Raw genomic sequence first — 16,180 nt, 5'->3', positions numbered from 1 at the left:
CCTGCGGGTATGTGGTGGACGAAAATGATGATTCTGGCACCCCTGCCACAATGACGCCCCTGATGACGACCACTACGCCTTCCTCGCCCGCCTACATCCTCACCCTCTCCTGCCCCGACCGGACGGGCATCGTGCACGCCGTGTCGGGCTTCCTGCTCGAACGCGGCGCCAACATCGAAGAGGCCGCCCAGTACAACGACCACGGCACCGGCCTGTTCTTCATGCGGGTGCGCTTTGCAGGCGGCGCGCACAGCGACGCGGTGCTGCGCGAGGAACTGAAGACCTTCGGTGCCGGCTTCGGCATGACCCTGCAGCTGCACGCCGCCGCCGAGCCGATGAAGACGGTGATCCTGGTGAGCAAGGAAGGCCATTGCCTCAACGACCTGCTGTTCCGCTGGAAGAGCGGCCTTCTGGCCATCGACGTGCGCGCCATCATCTCGAACCACCGCGACTTCTACCAGCTGGCCGCCAGCTACAACGTGCCCTTCCACCACATTCCGATGACGGCCGCGACCAAGGCGCAGGCCGAGGCCAAGGAGCTGGAGATCATCGAGGCCGAAGGTGCCGAGCTGGTGGTGCTGGCGCGCTACATGCAGATATTGAGCAACGACCTCTGCCGCAACCTGGCCGGGCGCGCCATCAACATCCACCACTCGTTCCTGCCCAGCTTCAAGGGCGCCAAGCCTTACTACCAGGCGCACGACCGCGGCGTGAAGCTCATCGGTGCCACCGCCCACTACGTGACGGCCGATCTCGACGAGGGCCCGATCATCGAACAGGACGTGGCCCGCGCCGACCACACCGCCACGGTCGAAGACCTCACGGCCCGCGGCCGCGACACCGAGACCCAGGTGCTGGCCCGCGCGGTGAAGTGGCACAGCGAGCACCGCGTGCTGCTGAACGGTCACCGCACGGTGGTGTTCCGCTGATGTGAAAAAGGCCTGCCTCCACTTCGGAGGCAGGCCCCTTGCCACTGCTTCTTGCTGCGCCGTCAGTTCCGGTTCGGATTGTTCGGCCGGCGGTCGTAGCGGTTCGGCACGCCGTCGCCGTCACGGTCCCAGCGCCCGGCGCTGTATTGCCAGCGGCCGCCTTCCTGGCGCCATTCCGGCGCGCGGTAGGCATAGCCCGGACGGGCACGCACCCACACACCACCCACCCATGCGTGGCGGCCGCCACGCCATTCATAGTGCCCCGGCGCCCACACGTAGCCGCGTCGCGGCGGCGGCACGCGTTCGAAACGCGGCGGAGGCGGTGCCACCTGCACCGCAACCAGCGGTTGCGCCTGCGCGGCCATGGGAACGGTCAATGCACCCACCGACAGGAGCGAAGCAGCGCCGATGGAAAGAGCCAATGCGATTGTTTTCATGAAGGACTCCTCATGAGTTGTAGGAGCCCTTATCCTGCACAGTCCATGTGAACCGCCTGTAAGCGGGGCGCGAAGTCTTGTGTGGAGCTGTGACGCATGTTCACGAGGCCGTCGACGCCTCGCGAGCGCTCACTCTTGCAGTTCCTTGAGGTCGATGGCGGCGCTCATCGCCGCGTGCCCGGCCTTGTTGGGGTGCAGATGGTCGCCCTTGTCGAACTGGGGGTTGAGCGCCTGCGGATCGGCCGGATCGCGCAGCGCGGCGTCGAAGTCGATGACGCCGTCGACGTCCTGCAGGTTGCGAATCCACCGGTTGACGGCATTGCGCATGGCCTCGTTGCCTTCGTTCCAATACGGCGTGTTCTTGAACGGCGGCACCGTCCCGATGAGCACTTTCACACCCTTGGCGCGCGCCTGCTTGACGAGCTGCTCCAGCCCTTCGGTGATGCGCTCGGTGGTCGGCAGGTCACGCTGTGCGACGGCCATGCCGGGCATGCCCGACATGACGCTGCGGCCGATGTCGTTGGTTCCGAGCAGCACGATCACGTGCGTCACGCTGCTTTGCCCCAGCGCATCGCGTGCAAAACGCGAGAGCCCGCTCGGACCGATGCCGTCGAGCAGAAGGCGATTGCCGCCGATGCCCGCATTGAGCACAGCCACGTCCTCCTGCGCATGCGGTCCGTCGCGCAGGCGCGTGGCCAGCAGCTCCGGGTAGGCGCCCTCGGTGGACTGGGCACCGCCCGCGGTGATCGAGTCGCCGAAGGCCACCACCGTGCGCACGGCCTTGGAAGTCAGCACGTCCAGCCCGGTGATGACGTGGTTGAGTCCCAGCTTGGTCGCGCCGCGCAGCTTCGGCGTTGCGACCGCATTGCCGTTCACCACCCAGCTTGTGTCGGGCGATTGCAGGTGCACGGTGGCAGCGGGCGTGGTGCCGTCGAAGAAAGCGCTGACCGCGACGGCCTGCCCCGCTTCGATCTTCAGGTCCACGCCGTCGCTCCAGGCATCCGCGCCGGGCGCGAGGGTGAGGCTCGTGCGCCCGCCGAAACGCAGCATGCGCAGCGAGGTGGGCGAGAACGCATCCGCCCCGGTGCTGCGTGCCACGCTCGCCGCCGCAATGCGCATCGGCACCTTGCCGAAGCGATTCGAAAAGCGGATGCGAATGTGCTCGGCGTCCAGCGTGGGCTGCAGCAACTGGCGCAGCGTCTGCGCGTGGAAGGCATTGCCGGCCAGACCGGGCAACTCGCCGACGGCCGGGTTGGCGGCCAGCTCGCGAAAGTCCAGCGGAGCCACCGCCCAAGCCGCCACCCAATGCGCATCGGCGGGTTGCTTGGGCGTGTTCTGGGAGGGAATGGCCTGGACGCCGAAAGCCAGCGCAGCCAGGCAGAAAGCGGCCAGCCCGTGCGCGAGGGCAAATTCGCGCACATGAGCCAACCAACGTGAAACCAATGTCATGCAGGCAAAGCCGCTGAGTGTAGGCAGCTCCTTTGACCCTTGCGTGACGAGGCCTAGCCACGTGGTTACCAAGTGTCCACATAGGGCGAGACCGGCTGCGGCGCGCGCGTGGCCGATTCAAGCCCCCGCACCAACCAGGTGCGCGTGTCGGCGGGGTCGATCACCGCGTCGATCTCCAGCGTCTGCGCCATGTGGATCGCCTCGCCGTTCTCGTACTGCTGGGCCACGAGCTGCTTGAACAGCGCGTCGCGTTCCGCACCCTCCGGCACGGCAGCCAGTTCCTTGCGGAAACCCAATCGGACGGCGCCTTCCAGCCCCATCGCGCCGAATTCGCCAGTGGGCCAGGCCACCGTGAACACGGGCGCATCGAAGCCGCCCGCCGTCATCGCCTGCGCGCCCAGGCCGTAGCCCTTGCGCAGCACCACGGCAAAGAACGGCACGCGCAAATGCGAGGCCACCATGAACATGCGGCACACATGGCGCACCTGCGCCTGCGCCTCGATCTCGGGCCCGACCATGAAGCCCGGCGTGTCGCACAACGACACAATTGGAAGGCCGTGCGCATTGCACAGCTGCATGAATCGCGCGGACTTGTCGGCCGCTTCCACGTCGATGGCACCGCCGAGGTGGTGCGGGTTGTTGGCGATCAGCCCGACCGGCCGGCCCTGGATGCGTGCCAGCGCGGTGACGATGCCGGCACCGAAGCCCGCACGCAGTTCGAGCAGCGAGCCGGTGTCCGCCACGCCGCGCATCGCGGCCCGCACGTCGTACACGCGCAGCCGGTTCTCGGGCACCACGTGGCGCAGCGTGCGCGGGTCGGCGCATTGCCAGCCGGTGGTCGGCCCCTGGAAGTACGAGAGGTACTGCTTCGCTGCAGCCACGGCCGCCGCTTCGTCTTCCACCAGGATGTCGATCACGCCGTTGCGCGACTGCACGCTGCTCGGGCCGATCTGCTCGGGCGCGAAGGTGCCCAGGCCGCCGCCCTCGATCATCGCGGGGCCGCTCATGCCGATGTTGCTGCCCCTGGTGGCGATGATCACGTCGGCGCAGCCCAGCAGCGCCGCGTTGCCCGCGAAGCAGCGGCCGTGCACGATGCCCACCACAGGCACCTTGCCCGACAGCGCCGCGAACTGGCTGAAGGTGTGGTTGTTCAGGCCCGCGACGATGGGCATGTCGGTGTCGCCCGGCCGCCCGCCGCCGCCTTCGGCGAACAGCACCACCGGCAGCTTGAGCTGATGCGCCACCGCCAGCAGCCGGTCGGTCTTGTGGTGGTTGCGCATGCCCTGCGTGCCGGCCAGCACCGTGTAGTCGTAGGCCAGCACGGCGCAGCGCGACGCCTCGGGGCCGAACAGCTTCGCGTTGACACTGCCCAGCCCGGTGACCATGCCGTCGGCGGGCGTGTTGGCGATCAGGTCTTCGAGCGTGCGGCGGCGCGTTTGCGCGGCGATGGCGAGCGCACCGTACTCGATGAAGCTGCCGGGGTCCGATGCGGTGTCGCACAGGTCGGCGATGTTCTCGCGCGCGGTGCGTCCGCCCTGTGCGTGGCGCTTGTCGACGGCCGCCTTGCGGTTGGCGTCCAGCGTGGGTGCGTGACGGTCGATGACCTTGCGCAGGTCGGGACGGATCGCGCCGAGGTCGTGCGCGGTGCGCGCCTCGGCTTGCACGGCCTGCGCATCGACGGCCTCCAGCTGCACCAGCGACTGGCCTTCGACGAGATAGTCCCCGGGTGCGGCCAGCAGCGCAACCACGCGGCCGGCCACGGGCGCATGCAGCAGGTGCTCCATCTTCATCGCCTCGAGCACGCCGAGCTGTGCGCCGGCGGGCAGCACGTCGCCCACCTCGACCTCGAACTGCACGAGGCGCGCGGGCATCGGTGCCTTCACGGTCAGCTCGTCCGAGCCGTCGTCGGCAGCGACCGCTTGCACAACCGGTGCCGCCACCGTCTTCCTGGTCGTCTTTTCGAGCAAGGCCGCGCCGGCCAGCAGGTCGCCCAGGTGCGCTTCCACGAAGCGCGTGTGCACCGCCTGCGTCGCGAACTCCGGCCGTGCCGCGATCGCGCGCAGCAGCGACAGGTTGGTGGCAATGCCTTCGATGTGGCACTCGTCCAGCGCGCGCAGCGAGCGGCGCAGCGCGTCTTCGAAACGCGGCGACGGCGACTGCACGATGAGCTTGGCCAGCAGCGTGTCGTAGTGCGGCGAAGGCGCCAGGCCCGCGTAGCCGTGCGTGTCGACGCGCACGCCAGGGCCCGACGGAAGGTCGAAGCGCGTGAGCGTGCCGCTGGATGGCCGCGCGTTGCCCTGCGCGTCGAGCGTCTCGGCGTTGATGCGCCACTGCAGCGCGAAGCCGCGCTGCGGCGCGGTGCGGTCGGCCTCCACGCCGAGTTCGCCCAGCGACTGGCCGCCGGCCACGGCAATCTGCAGTTGCACCAGGTCCAGGCCGGTCACCGCTTCGGTGACCGTGTGCTCGACCTGCAGGCGCGGGTTCGCCTCGATGAAGACGAAGGGCAGCGTCGCCGATGCCGCATCGACCAGGAACTCGAAGGTGCCAAGGCCGCGATAGCCGACCGTCTTCGCCATGCGCAGCGCCGCCTGCGTGACCTGCGCGCGCAGGGCTTCGGGCAGCGAAAGGCTGGGCGCGATCTCCACGAGCTTTTGAAAGCGCCGCTGCAGCGTGCACTCGCGCTCGCCCAGGCTGGCCACGGCGGTGCCGTCGCCCAGCACCTGCACCTCGATGTGCCGCGCGTTGCGCATCAGCCGCTCGACGTACACGCCTTCAATGCCGAACGCCGCCCTGGCTTCGGACATGCAGCGCGCATGCGCCTCGGGCAGCTCCTGCGCGCTCAATACCGCGCGCATGCCGCGCCCGCCGCCGCCGCCGATGGCCTTGACCATCACGCCCGCGCCCTGCGCATGCTGCTCGGCGAAGAAGGCCTGCGCCTGCGCGAGCGTGACCGCGCCCGCGCTGCCCGGCATCACCGGCACCTCGCATTGCACGGCCAGCGCACGCGCGCGCGCCTTGTCGCCGAACAGGCCGAGCTGCTCGGGCGTGGGGCCGATGAAGACCAGGCCGGCGTCCGCGCAGGCCTGCGCGAAGTCGGCCCGCTCGCTGAGGAAGCCGTAGCCGGGATGCACCGCATCGCAGCCCTGCGCCTTCGCCACCGCGATCAGCGCGGCGACATCGAGGTACGCGGACGGCCCGGTCGCATCGAGCGCGACGGCGGTGTCGGCCAGCTGCACATGCAGGGCGGCAGCGTCGTCGCGCGCATGCACCGCCACGCTGGCAAGACCCAGGTCGCGCAGCGCGCGCACCAGGCGAACGGCGATCTCGCCGCGGTTGGCAATCAGAACTTTGGAAAACAAACGGAACCTCTCAGTTGGGGTCTTTGAGCAGGCGGCGCAGCACCTTGCCCGCGCCCGTGGTGGGCAATGCCTCGATGAAGCGCACGGCGCGCGGCGCCTTGTAGCTCGCCATGTTGTCGCGCGCCCAGGCCACCAGCGCATCGGCCTCCAGCGTGGCACCGGGCTTGCGCACGATGAAGGCCTTGACGACCTCGCCCTTCTCGGCGTCGGGCTGCGCAACGACGGCCGCCTGCGCCACCGCCGGATGCTTGATGAGGATGGCCTCGACCTCTTCCGGGAACACGCTGTAGCCCGAGACCTTGATCATTTCCTTGAAGCGGCCGATGAAGGTGAGGTAGCCGTCGGCGTCGAGCTTGCCCATGTCGCCGGTGTGCACCCATCCGTTGCGCAAGGTGGCGGCCGTGGCCTCGGGCTTGTTCCAGTAGCCCTTGAACGTGCCCTGGCTGGTCAGCACGATCTCGCCGACCTCGCCCACGGGCATGTCGGCCTGCGTGTCGGTGTCGATGATGCGAATGGTCACGCCCGGCACCGCGATGCCCTGCGTGCCCCAGCGCGGCGCGTGGTGCGGCGTGTAGGTGTCGCAGGTGTGGGTTTCGCTGAGGCCGTAAGCCGCCTCGAACGAGGTGCAGTTCGGCGCATGCGCGCGCCACTGCCGCGCGAGCGGCTCGGTGAAGGTGATGCCGAAGCTGGTCACCGGGTTCATCTTCAGGCTCGACAGGTCGAAGCCGGCGATGCCGGGCACCTGCATGCAGGCCACGTTCATCGGCGCGATGCTGTACCACCAACTCACCTTGTACGTGGCGATGGCCTGCAGCACCGCATGCGGATCGAAGCGGTGCAGCAGCACCGAAGTCGCGCCGCTCAGAACGGGCACGTTGACGCCCATCAGCATGCCGGCGATGTGATACAGCGGCGCGATGGACAGCAGCACGTCGGCCGGGCCCACGCCGTTGCAGTCGGCCGCGGCGCGCGTCTTGAAGAGCGCATTGCCGTAGCTCAGCATCGCGCCCTTGGGCAGGCCCGTGGTGCCCGAGGTGTAGGTCATGAGCGCGATGTCGTCCATGCCGAGGGCGACGGGCCGAGGCTTCGCATCGGTGCCCATCACCGCGAGGAAGTCTTCGCAGTCCGGCGGCACGCTGCGTTCGGCCTTGCCTTGGGCGGCGAGCTCCGCCGCCAGTTCGGCCGGCAGGTCGGGCGTCGGCTCGGCGGGCAGCAGGTCGGCGTAGTGCACCACGAACACATGCGCGAGCGCGCTGGCGGGCTGCACCTTGCGCACCACCGGCAGCAGCGGTGCGGCCGCGACGATCACGCGTGCCTTCAGGTCGTTGACCTGGTAGGCCAGCTCGTGCTCCTTGTTCAGCGGGCCGCTCGGGCAGACGATGGCGCCGATCTTCTGGATGCCGAAATGCGCGACCAGGTACTGCGGACAGTTGTTCAGGAAGAGCACCACCGGCTCGCCCTTGGCCACGCCCAGGGCCTGCAGTCGCGCGGCGAAGGCGTCGCTCGCGCGGTCGAGCTCGGCCCAGCTGAGGGCACGGCCGTACCAGATGCAGGCCGCGCTGTCGCCGCGTTCGCGCGCATGGCCGCGCAGGTACTCGTGCAGCGGCTGCTCGGTGCGCGGCGGCAGTTCGCGCAGGTTCTGCGCTGCGGGCTTGTTTGTCTCCATGGCGTCTCTTTCTCAGGGTTATCGATAGCCGCCCACGCATGGCGGGCGCTTGCCAATGCCGCATGGTGCACGAACAATCCTACCCATGGGTATAACTTCCGCGACACGGCACAAACCCTCTGGAGACCAGAGCGAAACCACGGCACAGCCGCACCTTCCGCAGGGCACCGGCCGCCAGCGCGCGGCCACGCAAAGCACCGACGTGCAGCGCGAGCGCATCCTGCAGGCGGCCGCGCAGCTGTTCGCGGCGCAGGGCTACGCGAACACCACCATGGCGCAGATCGTGCGCGCGCTGGGCGTGACCAAGCCCTTCGTGTATTACTACTTCCGCGACAAGCAGGAGATCTTCGAAACGCTCTCCTGGCGCCCCGCGGTCGACTGCTTCACCGCGCTGGACTTCGCGGCCGGCGACCCGCGCCGCGCCAGCGAGAAAGTGATCGAAGGCATCGAAGGGCTGATTCGCGCGACCATCGCGCACCACCCCTGCGCCTTCTTCGCGTACCGCGAGCCGCAGGTGTACCGGCCCGAATACATCGCTGCGCAGAAGAAGCTGGCGCACCACTTCTACGACCTGCTGTGCCCGCTGCTCGAGGAAGCGCGGCGCGACGGCGACCTCGACTTTGCGGAGACCAAGATCACCGCGCTCGCGGCCTGCAGCCTGCCGGGCTTCCTGTACAGCTGGTACCGCCCGGGCGGGCGCCTGTCGCCCGACGAGGTGGTGGCCGAGCTCACCAGGCTGGCCGGCCGCGTGATCGGGCTGCAGGCGAAGAACTGACCACCATCCCCGGAGACAACACACCATGAAGCTGAAGAATGCGCCCCTGGCGCGGATCGCCCTTGCCTGCCTGATTGCCACAGCGGGTGCCGCGAATGCGCAACAGCAGACCTACAAGATCGCCTACATCGACCCGCTCTCGGGCCCCTTCGCCAACGTCGGCGAGCTGATGCTGATGCACACGCAGTACGCCATCGAGGACATCAACGCCAAGGGCGGCGTGCTCGGCGGCACGAAGCTGCAGCTGCTGCAGTTCGACAGCAAGCTCTCCGCGCAGGAAAGCCAGAGCGCGCTGCAGGCGGCCATCGACCAGGGCGCGAAGGCGATCGTGACGGGCGGCTCGGGCTCCTCGGTGGTCACGGCGCTGGTGCAGTCGGTGGCGCGCTGGAACCAGCGCAACCCGGGCAAGGAATTGATCGTGCTGAACCACTCGTCCATCGACCCGGAGATGACCGGCAAGGCCTGCAGCTTCTGGCACTTCCAGACCGAGGCCAACACGGCGATGAAGATGAAGGCGCTGGCCAACTACATCAAGAAGACGCCGGACGTGAAGAAGGTCTACCTGCTCAACCAGGACTACGCGCACGGCAAGCAGTGGGCGAGCTACGGCCGCCAGCTGGTGGGCCTGGCGCGCCCCGACATCCAGTTCGTGGGCGAAACGCTGCACCCCATCGGCCGCGTGAAGGACTTCGCGCCCTACATCGCCAACGTGAAGCAGAGCGGTGCCGACTCGGTGATCACCGGCAACTGGGGCCAGGACATGACGCTGCTGCTGAAGGCGGCGGGCGACGCGGGCTACAACCTGCGCTACTTCAACCACAGCGCGGGCTCGGTGCCGGGCACGGTGACGGCGGTGTCGCAAGCCAAGCTGGGCCAGCTGACCTGGGTGGCCGAGTGGCACCCGGGCGAGGCCGACACGCCGAAGGTGGATGCGCTGGCCAAGGCCTACAAGGCCAAGACGGGCAAGGACTTTCTCGCGCCGCGCATCGACATGACGCCGCGCCTGCTGGCCGCTGCCATCGACAAGGCGGGCAGCGTCGACACAGTGAAGGTGGCGCGGGCGCTGGAAGACCTGAGCTTCGACTCGGTGGTCGGCCCGGTGCGCATGCGGGGCGAAGACCATCAGCTGTTGCTGCCGCAGGTGGTCAACACCATCGCGCCGGTGGACGGCAAGACGGTGAAGGTGGGCTGGGAAGGCACCAACTACGGCTTTCGCACCGATGCTGTCTATACGGGGAACGAACTGGCACAGGGGACTGATTGCAAGATGGTCCGGCCTTGAGTCTTCGGGGCGCCGTGGTTCATCAGGCGCTGCTGTTCAGGGCGTGTGAACAGGCCGCCGGGTACTCCCCTCCGCGAATGTCCCCCGCTTCGCTCCTCCTTTATTTCGCTGCGGGGAGCACCCGACGCCCTGTTCACCCGGGCACGCTGTCGGTTTGCGGCTGATCAACAACCGCTGCTGACAACGCTCACGCCGATGGGGTGCCTTTGCGCAGCGAAATAAAGGAGGAGGCCGCAGGCCGGGGGACATTCGCGGAGCAAGGTACCCCGTCGGCGTGAGCGCTCCTTGAAGCACCCGCCCCTCTCCGGCTTTCAAGGGAGGACCTAAGGGAATCCCCGCCCTGCCCACGCCCTGTGCCGTCGGGATACTCCGGTTGTTACGTCCCGGATATCCGAAGCGGGTCCACTCCAAAGGCACGACAGACCATGGCAGGCAAAAACTCGCTCTACCCGATCCCGCATCCGGCGAAGAAGCCCTTCGTCGGCAACCTGCTGTCGATCGGCTCCGACTCCCCCGTGCTCGACATGTGGAAGATCGCGAAAGAGCTCGGCGGCATCTACTGGCTCGACATGCCGGGCATGCCGGTGATCGTGGTGTCCTCGCCCGCGCTGGTCGACGAACTGTGCGAGGAACCGCGCTTCGACAAGAGCACACGCGGCGCGCTGCGGCGGCTGCGCGCCGCATCGCACGGCCTGTTCACGTCGGACACGCACGAGGAGACCTGGTCGAAGCCGCACAACATCCTGCTGGCCAACTTCAGCCAGCGGGCCATGCAGGCCTACCACCCGATGATGCTGGACATCGCGGGCCAGCTGGTCACCAAGTGGGAGCGGCTGAACTTCGACGAAGAGGTGGACGTGGTGCGCGACATGACCGCACTCACGCTGGACACCATCGGCCTGTGCGGCTTCGGCTACCGCTTCAACTCGTTCTACCGCGAGGGCTTCCACCCCTTCGTCGACGCGATGGTGCGCACCCTGGAGACGGTGCAGAACCGCCGCGGCCTGCCGCTCGAAGAACTGATGCTGAAGAAGGAGCTGGCGCAGCAGCGCAAGGACATCCGCTACATGCACAAGATGGTGGAAGACATTATCGAGGAGCGGCGCGCGAGCGGTGCCGACATTGCCACCAAGCCCGACCTGCTGAGCTACATGATCGCGGGCGTGGACAAGAAGAGCGGCGAGAAGCTCTCCGACAAGATGATCCGCGACGAGTGCATCGAATTCCTCATCGCGGGGCACGAGACCACCAGCGGGCTGCTCTCTTTCGCCATCTACTTCCTGCTGAACAACCCCGAGGCGCTGGCCAAGGCGCAGGCCGAGGTCGACAACGTGTTCGGCCCCGACACCACGCAGAAGCCCACCTACGCGCAGGTCAACCGGCTGCAGTACGTGATGCAGGTGCTGAAGGAGTCGCTGCGCCTGTTTCCCACCGCGCCGGCCATCTCGATGCGCGCCAAGGAAGACACGACGATCGGCGGGCAGTACACGATCAAGAAGAACAACATGGTCATCATGCACGCGCTGGCGCTGCACCGTGACAAGGGCATCTGGGGCGAGAACGCAGACCAGTTCAACCCCGACAACTTCAGCCGCGAGGCCGAGCGCGAGCGGCCGGTCAACGCCTTCAAGCCTTTCGGCAACGGGCAGCGCGCCTGCATCGGGCGGCAGTTCGCGCTGCAGGAGGCGGTGCTCACGTTGGGCATGATCCTGCAGCGCTTCAACCTGGTGGACCACGCGGGCTACCAGCTGAAGATCAAGGAGGCGCTCACCATCAAGCCCGAGGGCTTCAGGATCAAGGCGCTGCTGCGCGACCCGGCCACGCGGCCGCGCGGCAACATGACCGACGCGGCGGCGGCGCCGGTGCAGCCCACGCAGCCGGCCGTGCGCAAGCCGCAGGCCGCGCGCCACGGCACCTCGCTGCTGGTGCTGCAGGGCTCCAACCTCGGCACCGCCGAAGACCTGGCGCGGCAGCTGGCCGAGGCCGGCGAGCTGCGCGGCTTCTCGACGCAGCTGGCCTCGCTCGACGACTACGCCGAGCGCCTGCCGGCCAACGGCGCGGTGGCGATCGTCTGCGCCTCGTACAACGGCGTGGCGCCCGACAACGCGGCCGAGTTCCACCGCTGGCTCCACAAGGCCGACGACGCGCTCAACGGCGTGCGCTTCAGCGTGTTCGGCTGCGGCAACACCGACTGGGCCGCCACCTACCAGGCCGTGCCGCGCCGCATCGACGAGCGGCTCGAGGCGCTCGGCGCCACGCGCGTGCATCCGCGCGGCGAAGGCGATGCGCGCGAGGACATGGACGGCGCCTTCCAGGACTGGAGCGACGCGCTGTGGCCCGAGCTGGTGAAGGCCTTCGACATCAAGACCGGCGCCGACACGCCCGCGCAGAGCGAGCCGTTGTACACGCTGGAAGAACTGCCGCCGCCGCAGAAGAACGCGATCGTCGATGCGCTGGGCGCGGTGGCGCTGCGCGTCATCGAGAACCGCGAGCTGCAGAGCCCGGCCGATGGCGGTGTGCACGGCGAGGCCGGCCGCTCCACGCGCCACGTCGAGCTGATGCTGCCCGAGGGCCTGATCTACCGTGCCGGCGACCACCTGAGCGTGGTGCCGCGCAACAGCCCGGCGCAGGTCGAGCGCGCAATGGCGCGCTTCGGCTTCGACCGCACGGCGCATGTGCGCCTGCATGCGGGCGCGGGGCGCAAGGCGGCGCTGCCGGTGGAGCAGGTGATTGCCGTCGACCGGCTGCTGGGCGACTACGTCGAGCTGCAGGACGTGGCCACGCGCAAGCAGATCGCGACGCTCGCGGCGTACACCGAATGCCCGTTCACCAAGCCGAAGCTGGTGGCGCTGTCGGGCAGCGACGAGGCCTCGCAGGCGGCGTACAAGGCCGAGGTGCTGCACAAGCGCAAGTCGCTGCTCGACCTGCTCGAGGAACACCGCGCCTGCCAGGTGCCGTTTGCAGTGTTCCTGGAAATGCTGTCGCCGCTGTCGCCGCGCTACTACTCCATCTCTTCATCGCCGACGATGACACCGGGCCGCTGCAGCGTGACGGTGGGAGTGGTGCGGGAACCGGCGCGCTCGGGCATGGGCACCTTCGAAGGCGTGTGCTCCAACTTCCTGGCGCGCGCCGAAGCCGGTGACACGGTGCATGGCGTGGTGCGCGAGACCACGGCCGAGGGCTTCCGCCTGCCCGAGGATGCGAGCCGCCCGCTGATCATGGTCGGCCCGGGCACGGGGCTGGCGCCGTTCCGCGGCTTCCTGCAAGAGCGCGCGGCGCAGATCGAGGCCGGCCATTCGCTGGGCGAGGCGCTGCTGTTCTTCGGCTGCCGGCATCCGGCGCAGGACTTCATCTATGCCGAGGAGCTGAAGGGCTGGGCGCACCGCGGCGTGATGAAGCTGCACACGGCGTTCTCGCGCTCGGGCGAGCGCAAGGTCTACGTGCAGGACCTGATCCGCGAGCAGGGGGCCGAAGTCTGGAAGCTGCTGGAAGCGGGTGCCGTGGTCTACGTGTGCGGCGACGGCTCTCGCATGGAGCCGGACGTGCGCCGCACGCTGAGCGACCTGGCGCGCGAGCATGGGCACGACAGCGCGGCGTGGATGGACAAGATGATTGCGGACCAGCGCTACGTGCTGGACGTGTGGGCCGGCGCGTAGCCTCGCCCAGGCTCGCAGGTCAGCTTGCGCGGTCCGGGTCCGGGTAGACCAGCGGCCCCAACAGTCCGCGATTGAAGGGCTTCCACTGGCCCTCGGCCTGCGACAGCCGGTCGGCCACCGCATAGAGCACGGCCGGGTGCGCGCCCAGCCCCAGGTGGCTGGCCATCACCTCGATGTTCTCCGACTGTGGGCCGGTCTTCTCGATGCTGCAGCGCCAGGCCACCACGCCGTCGGTGCGGCTGAAGATGGAGGTGGTGGGCACGGGCGGCGTGGGTTGCACGAACTTCATGCGGCGCGGGTCGTGCGAGCTCTGGCCGCTCACGCCCTCGTACACGCGCCAGGCGTTGGTGGCGCGCGGGCTGCCCGAGAACGGGCTGCCCAGCGTGATCACGTCGCGGATCATGTGCGAATACGACGACGCCAGCATCCGTGCGTACACGCCGCCCAGGCTCCAGCCGATGACGCTGACCTTCTCGCCGTTCTTCTCGTGCAGGGTCTTCAGCAGCTCGACCATGCCGTCTTCCACGCCTTCGCGCGGGCCGAGGTTGCGGCCCAGGCCCCAGCCGTGCGCGTCGTAGCCGCGGCTGCACAGGTAGCGGCGCAGCAGCAGCGTGGAACCGTCGCCGGCCACCAGGCCCGGCAGCACGATCACCGGGTGCCCGTCGCCGCGCGGCGTGAGCTGCAGCAGCGGCCACATGGCGATGCCGGCGCCGGTTTCCCAGAGCGCGCGCGCTTCGGCCAGCAGCAGCAGGCGCGACGGCGGGACGATGGTGTCTTTGGCGTGGGTGGCGGTGGTCATGGTGCGGGTTCCTTGTCTGCCGATTCTTGTCTGTTGACGACGAAGTTGGGGCTCTGGCAGCCCATGCCCCGTCGGACAACAACGTCATTTATCCGAGGTATTTGCCCCTCAGGTAATCGAGGTAAGCCCTCGATTCGCTGGAAACATACGGCGAAACGAGCGTGAGCGTGTAGAAAGCCGCCAGGCCCGGGTCGGCCTGCGCCAGCGCGTCGCGCCCCGGCACCAGCCGCTCGAACGACAGCCAGCAGGTGGTAGTGAACACCATCTGCAGCGCCAGGATGCGCGCCTGCTCGGCGCTGGTCTCGATCACGCCCGAGGCCACCAAGCCTTCGCACAGCGCCTGCGCGGCCAGCAGGTTGTGCGCCGTCAGGGCCTGGGCACGCTGGCCCAGCGCCGGGTATTCGCTGGCCAGGAAGGCCATGTCGCGGTAGATGAAACGGTACGCGTCGATGGCCTCGAAGCGCAGGTGCAGCGCCAGCCACAGGTCGTCGATGGCGGCAATGCCGACCGACGAGCCGTTAAGGGCCTCCAGCCGCTGCTCGAAGCGCCGGAACAGCCATTCGACGATCAGCTGCTTGGCCTTGAAGTGGTAGTGCAGGTTGCCCGGGCTGATGCCGAGCTCGGCCGCGATCTTGTGGGTCGACACGGCGGCAAGGCCTTGCGCGTTGAACAGCGCGAGGCTGGCCTGCAGGATGCGATCGCGCGTGGTGTTGGAACTGGCCACAACCGGCTTGTGTCGTGGCTTCAGCGCCTGGCGCGGCCGCGCGGGGCGGCAACGCCGGTGCCTGCGGTGCCTTCGAGTTGCGCCACGCGTTCGCGCAACTGCGCGACCTCCTCGCGCAGGGCCTGCACCTCCTGCGCGCCCGGCATGCCCAGGCGCTCCAGTGCGGTGGCGACCCGCTGGTCGAACACGTCCTCGAACTTGCGGATGCCGAAGCTGTCGAGGCTGGGGACCTTGCCCTGCCGGATGCCGAGCAGGCCTTCGATCACGTTGGCCTGGCGCTTGGCGACGTCGTTGCGCACGGTGTCCAGCGCCTTCAGGCCCGCGCGCAGCAGGCCTTCGGCCTTGCCGGGCTCCGGGGTCTTCTTCGTTGCGGTTGCCGCCTTGCGGGGGGCCGCTTTGCGGGCAGCCGGCACCTTCTTCGCAGGCGCCGCCCTCTTCTTCAACTTTGCAGTTTCTTCAGGACGGGTCGCCATGCGGTGCTCCAGATGCCAGGAAAAAGAAAAGGGGCGCCGGGCGCCCCGGGGGTCAGGCGGCCTTGCGGGCCGCAGCGCGGCGAACCGGCTTGCGGGCAGCGGCGGCCTTGGCCTTCACCGTGCGGACCGGCTTGGCTTCTTCGGCGCCGCTCACACGGGCTTCGATCTGCCGGGTGCCGGCGACGATCTTGTCGGCGATCTGCACCGAGACGGTGGCGATCGGCTGGTTCAGCGCGCCCAGGGCGTTGATCACCGAGGTGACGACCGGCGACTCGACGCGCGCCACGCGGCCGGCGACCGTTTCGATGCCGGTGGTGGTGCCCGCTGCGACGCGGTCCATCACGGAGACGATGCGGCCGGTGTCGATGTCCAGGCGGTTGGCCAGGAAGCCGTTGATCTTTTCTTGCGCGCCGATCAGGTTGGCCTTCACCTGTTCGCTCACCATCGGAATCTGGCGGCTGCCCAGGAAGTTGCTGTAGCGCGAAGCGGCGCCGCCCAGTAGGCGGTGCACGCCGGTGCGGTAGGCGCCGACCAGGGTCTTGCCCGCGTCGTTGTACTGGCCGACGACGTGGACGGCTGCGGATGCGATGGTGGTTTGCGTGGACATGGTGATTTCCTTTGAAGTGGATGG

12 protein-coding genes are annotated in these 16,180 nt (G+C 68.5%); 4 read left to right on the top strand and 8 right to left on the bottom strand.

Features of this window, described 5'->3' with window-relative positions; translation table 11 throughout:
- The first annotated feature begins 62 nt into the window (after positions 1-62).
- On the top strand, positions 63-929 hold the full coding sequence (gene purU / locus ACSFBM_RS28930) for a formyltetrahydrofolate deformylase (RefSeq protein ID WP_435441059.1): 867 nt from the start codon (positions 63-65) through the stop codon (positions 927-929).
- A 62-nt stretch (positions 930-991) separates the two neighbouring features.
- Here the strand turns inward: purU and ACSFBM_RS28925 are convergent, their stop codons facing one another.
- From ACSFBM_RS28925 to ACSFBM_RS28910, 4 genes are all read right to left on the bottom strand, one after another.
- The gene (locus ACSFBM_RS28925) at positions 992-1,366 is read right to left on the bottom strand and encodes a YXWGXW repeat-containing protein (RefSeq protein WP_435441062.1); all 375 of its coding nucleotides are present in this window, start codon (positions 1,364-1,366) and stop codon (positions 992-994) included.
- 129 nt (positions 1,367-1,495) lie between these two features.
- Positions 1,496-2,785, bottom strand: a complete 1,290-nt coding sequence (locus ACSFBM_RS28920; RefSeq protein ID WP_435487469.1) for an SGNH/GDSL hydrolase family protein — start codon at positions 2,783-2,785, stop codon at positions 1,496-1,498.
- Between the two features lie 95 nt (positions 2,786-2,880).
- Positions 2,881-6,174 carry a carboxyl transferase domain-containing protein gene (locus ACSFBM_RS28915; protein ID WP_435487468.1) on the bottom strand — a complete coding sequence of 1,098 codons (3,294 nt, stop codon included), beginning with the start codon at positions 6,172-6,174 and terminating at the stop codon, positions 2,881-2,883.
- 10 nt (positions 6,175-6,184) lie between these two features.
- Positions 6,185-7,840, bottom strand: coding sequence for an AMP-binding protein (locus ACSFBM_RS28910; protein ID WP_435487467.1), 1,656 nt, complete (start codon positions 7,838-7,840; stop codon positions 6,185-6,187).
- A gap of 85 nt (positions 7,841-7,925) precedes the next feature.
- Between ACSFBM_RS28910 and ACSFBM_RS28905 the strand changes: the two genes are divergently transcribed.
- The 3 genes from ACSFBM_RS28905 to ACSFBM_RS28895 all read left to right on the top strand — a co-directional run bounded on the left by ACSFBM_RS28905 (position 7,926) and on the right by ACSFBM_RS28895 (position 13,553).
- Positions 7,926-8,615, top strand: a complete 690-nt coding sequence (locus ACSFBM_RS28905; protein ID WP_435487466.1) for a TetR/AcrR family transcriptional regulator — start codon at positions 7,926-7,928, stop codon at positions 8,613-8,615.
- A gap of 25 nt (positions 8,616-8,640) precedes the next feature.
- Positions 8,641-9,897, top strand: coding sequence for a branched-chain amino acid ABC transporter substrate-binding protein (locus tag ACSFBM_RS28900; RefSeq protein WP_435487465.1), 1,257 nt, complete (start codon positions 8,641-8,643; stop codon positions 9,895-9,897).
- Between the two features lie 425 nt (positions 9,898-10,322).
- Positions 10,323-13,553, top strand: coding sequence for a bifunctional cytochrome P450/NADPH--P450 reductase (locus tag ACSFBM_RS28895; protein ID WP_435487464.1), 3,231 nt, complete (start codon positions 10,323-10,325; stop codon positions 13,551-13,553).
- A 19-nt stretch (positions 13,554-13,572) separates the two neighbouring features.
- Here the strand turns inward: ACSFBM_RS28895 and ACSFBM_RS28890 are convergent, their stop codons facing one another.
- From ACSFBM_RS28890 to ACSFBM_RS28875, 4 genes are all read right to left on the bottom strand, one after another.
- Positions 13,573-14,352, bottom strand: coding sequence for an esterase/lipase family protein (locus ACSFBM_RS28890; protein WP_435487463.1), 780 nt, complete (start codon positions 14,350-14,352; stop codon positions 13,573-13,575).
- 88 nt (positions 14,353-14,440) lie between these two features.
- Positions 14,441-15,076: a TetR/AcrR family transcriptional regulator gene (locus tag ACSFBM_RS28885; RefSeq protein ID WP_435487462.1), complete on the bottom strand. Its 636-nt coding sequence runs from the start codon at positions 15,074-15,076 to the stop codon at positions 14,441-14,443.
- A 20-nt stretch (positions 15,077-15,096) separates the two neighbouring features.
- Positions 15,097-15,519 (bottom strand): phasin family protein, encoded by a 423-nt coding sequence (locus ACSFBM_RS28880; protein WP_435487461.1) that lies wholly within the window; start codon positions 15,517-15,519, stop codon positions 15,097-15,099.
- An 82-nt stretch (positions 15,520-15,601) separates the two neighbouring features.
- Positions 15,602-16,156 (bottom strand): hypothetical protein, encoded by a 555-nt coding sequence (locus tag ACSFBM_RS28875; protein WP_435487460.1) that lies wholly within the window; start codon positions 16,154-16,156, stop codon positions 15,602-15,604.
- Positions 16,157-16,180: the final 24 nt, after the last annotated feature.

It is taken from the genome of Variovorax pasteuri, assembly GCF_051216435.1.
Lineage (GTDB): Bacteria > Pseudomonadota > Gammaproteobacteria > Burkholderiales > Burkholderiaceae_C > Variovorax.
The sequence above is the reverse complement of the archived record's forward strand: the minus strand, read 5'-3'. Positions and strand labels throughout refer to the sequence as shown.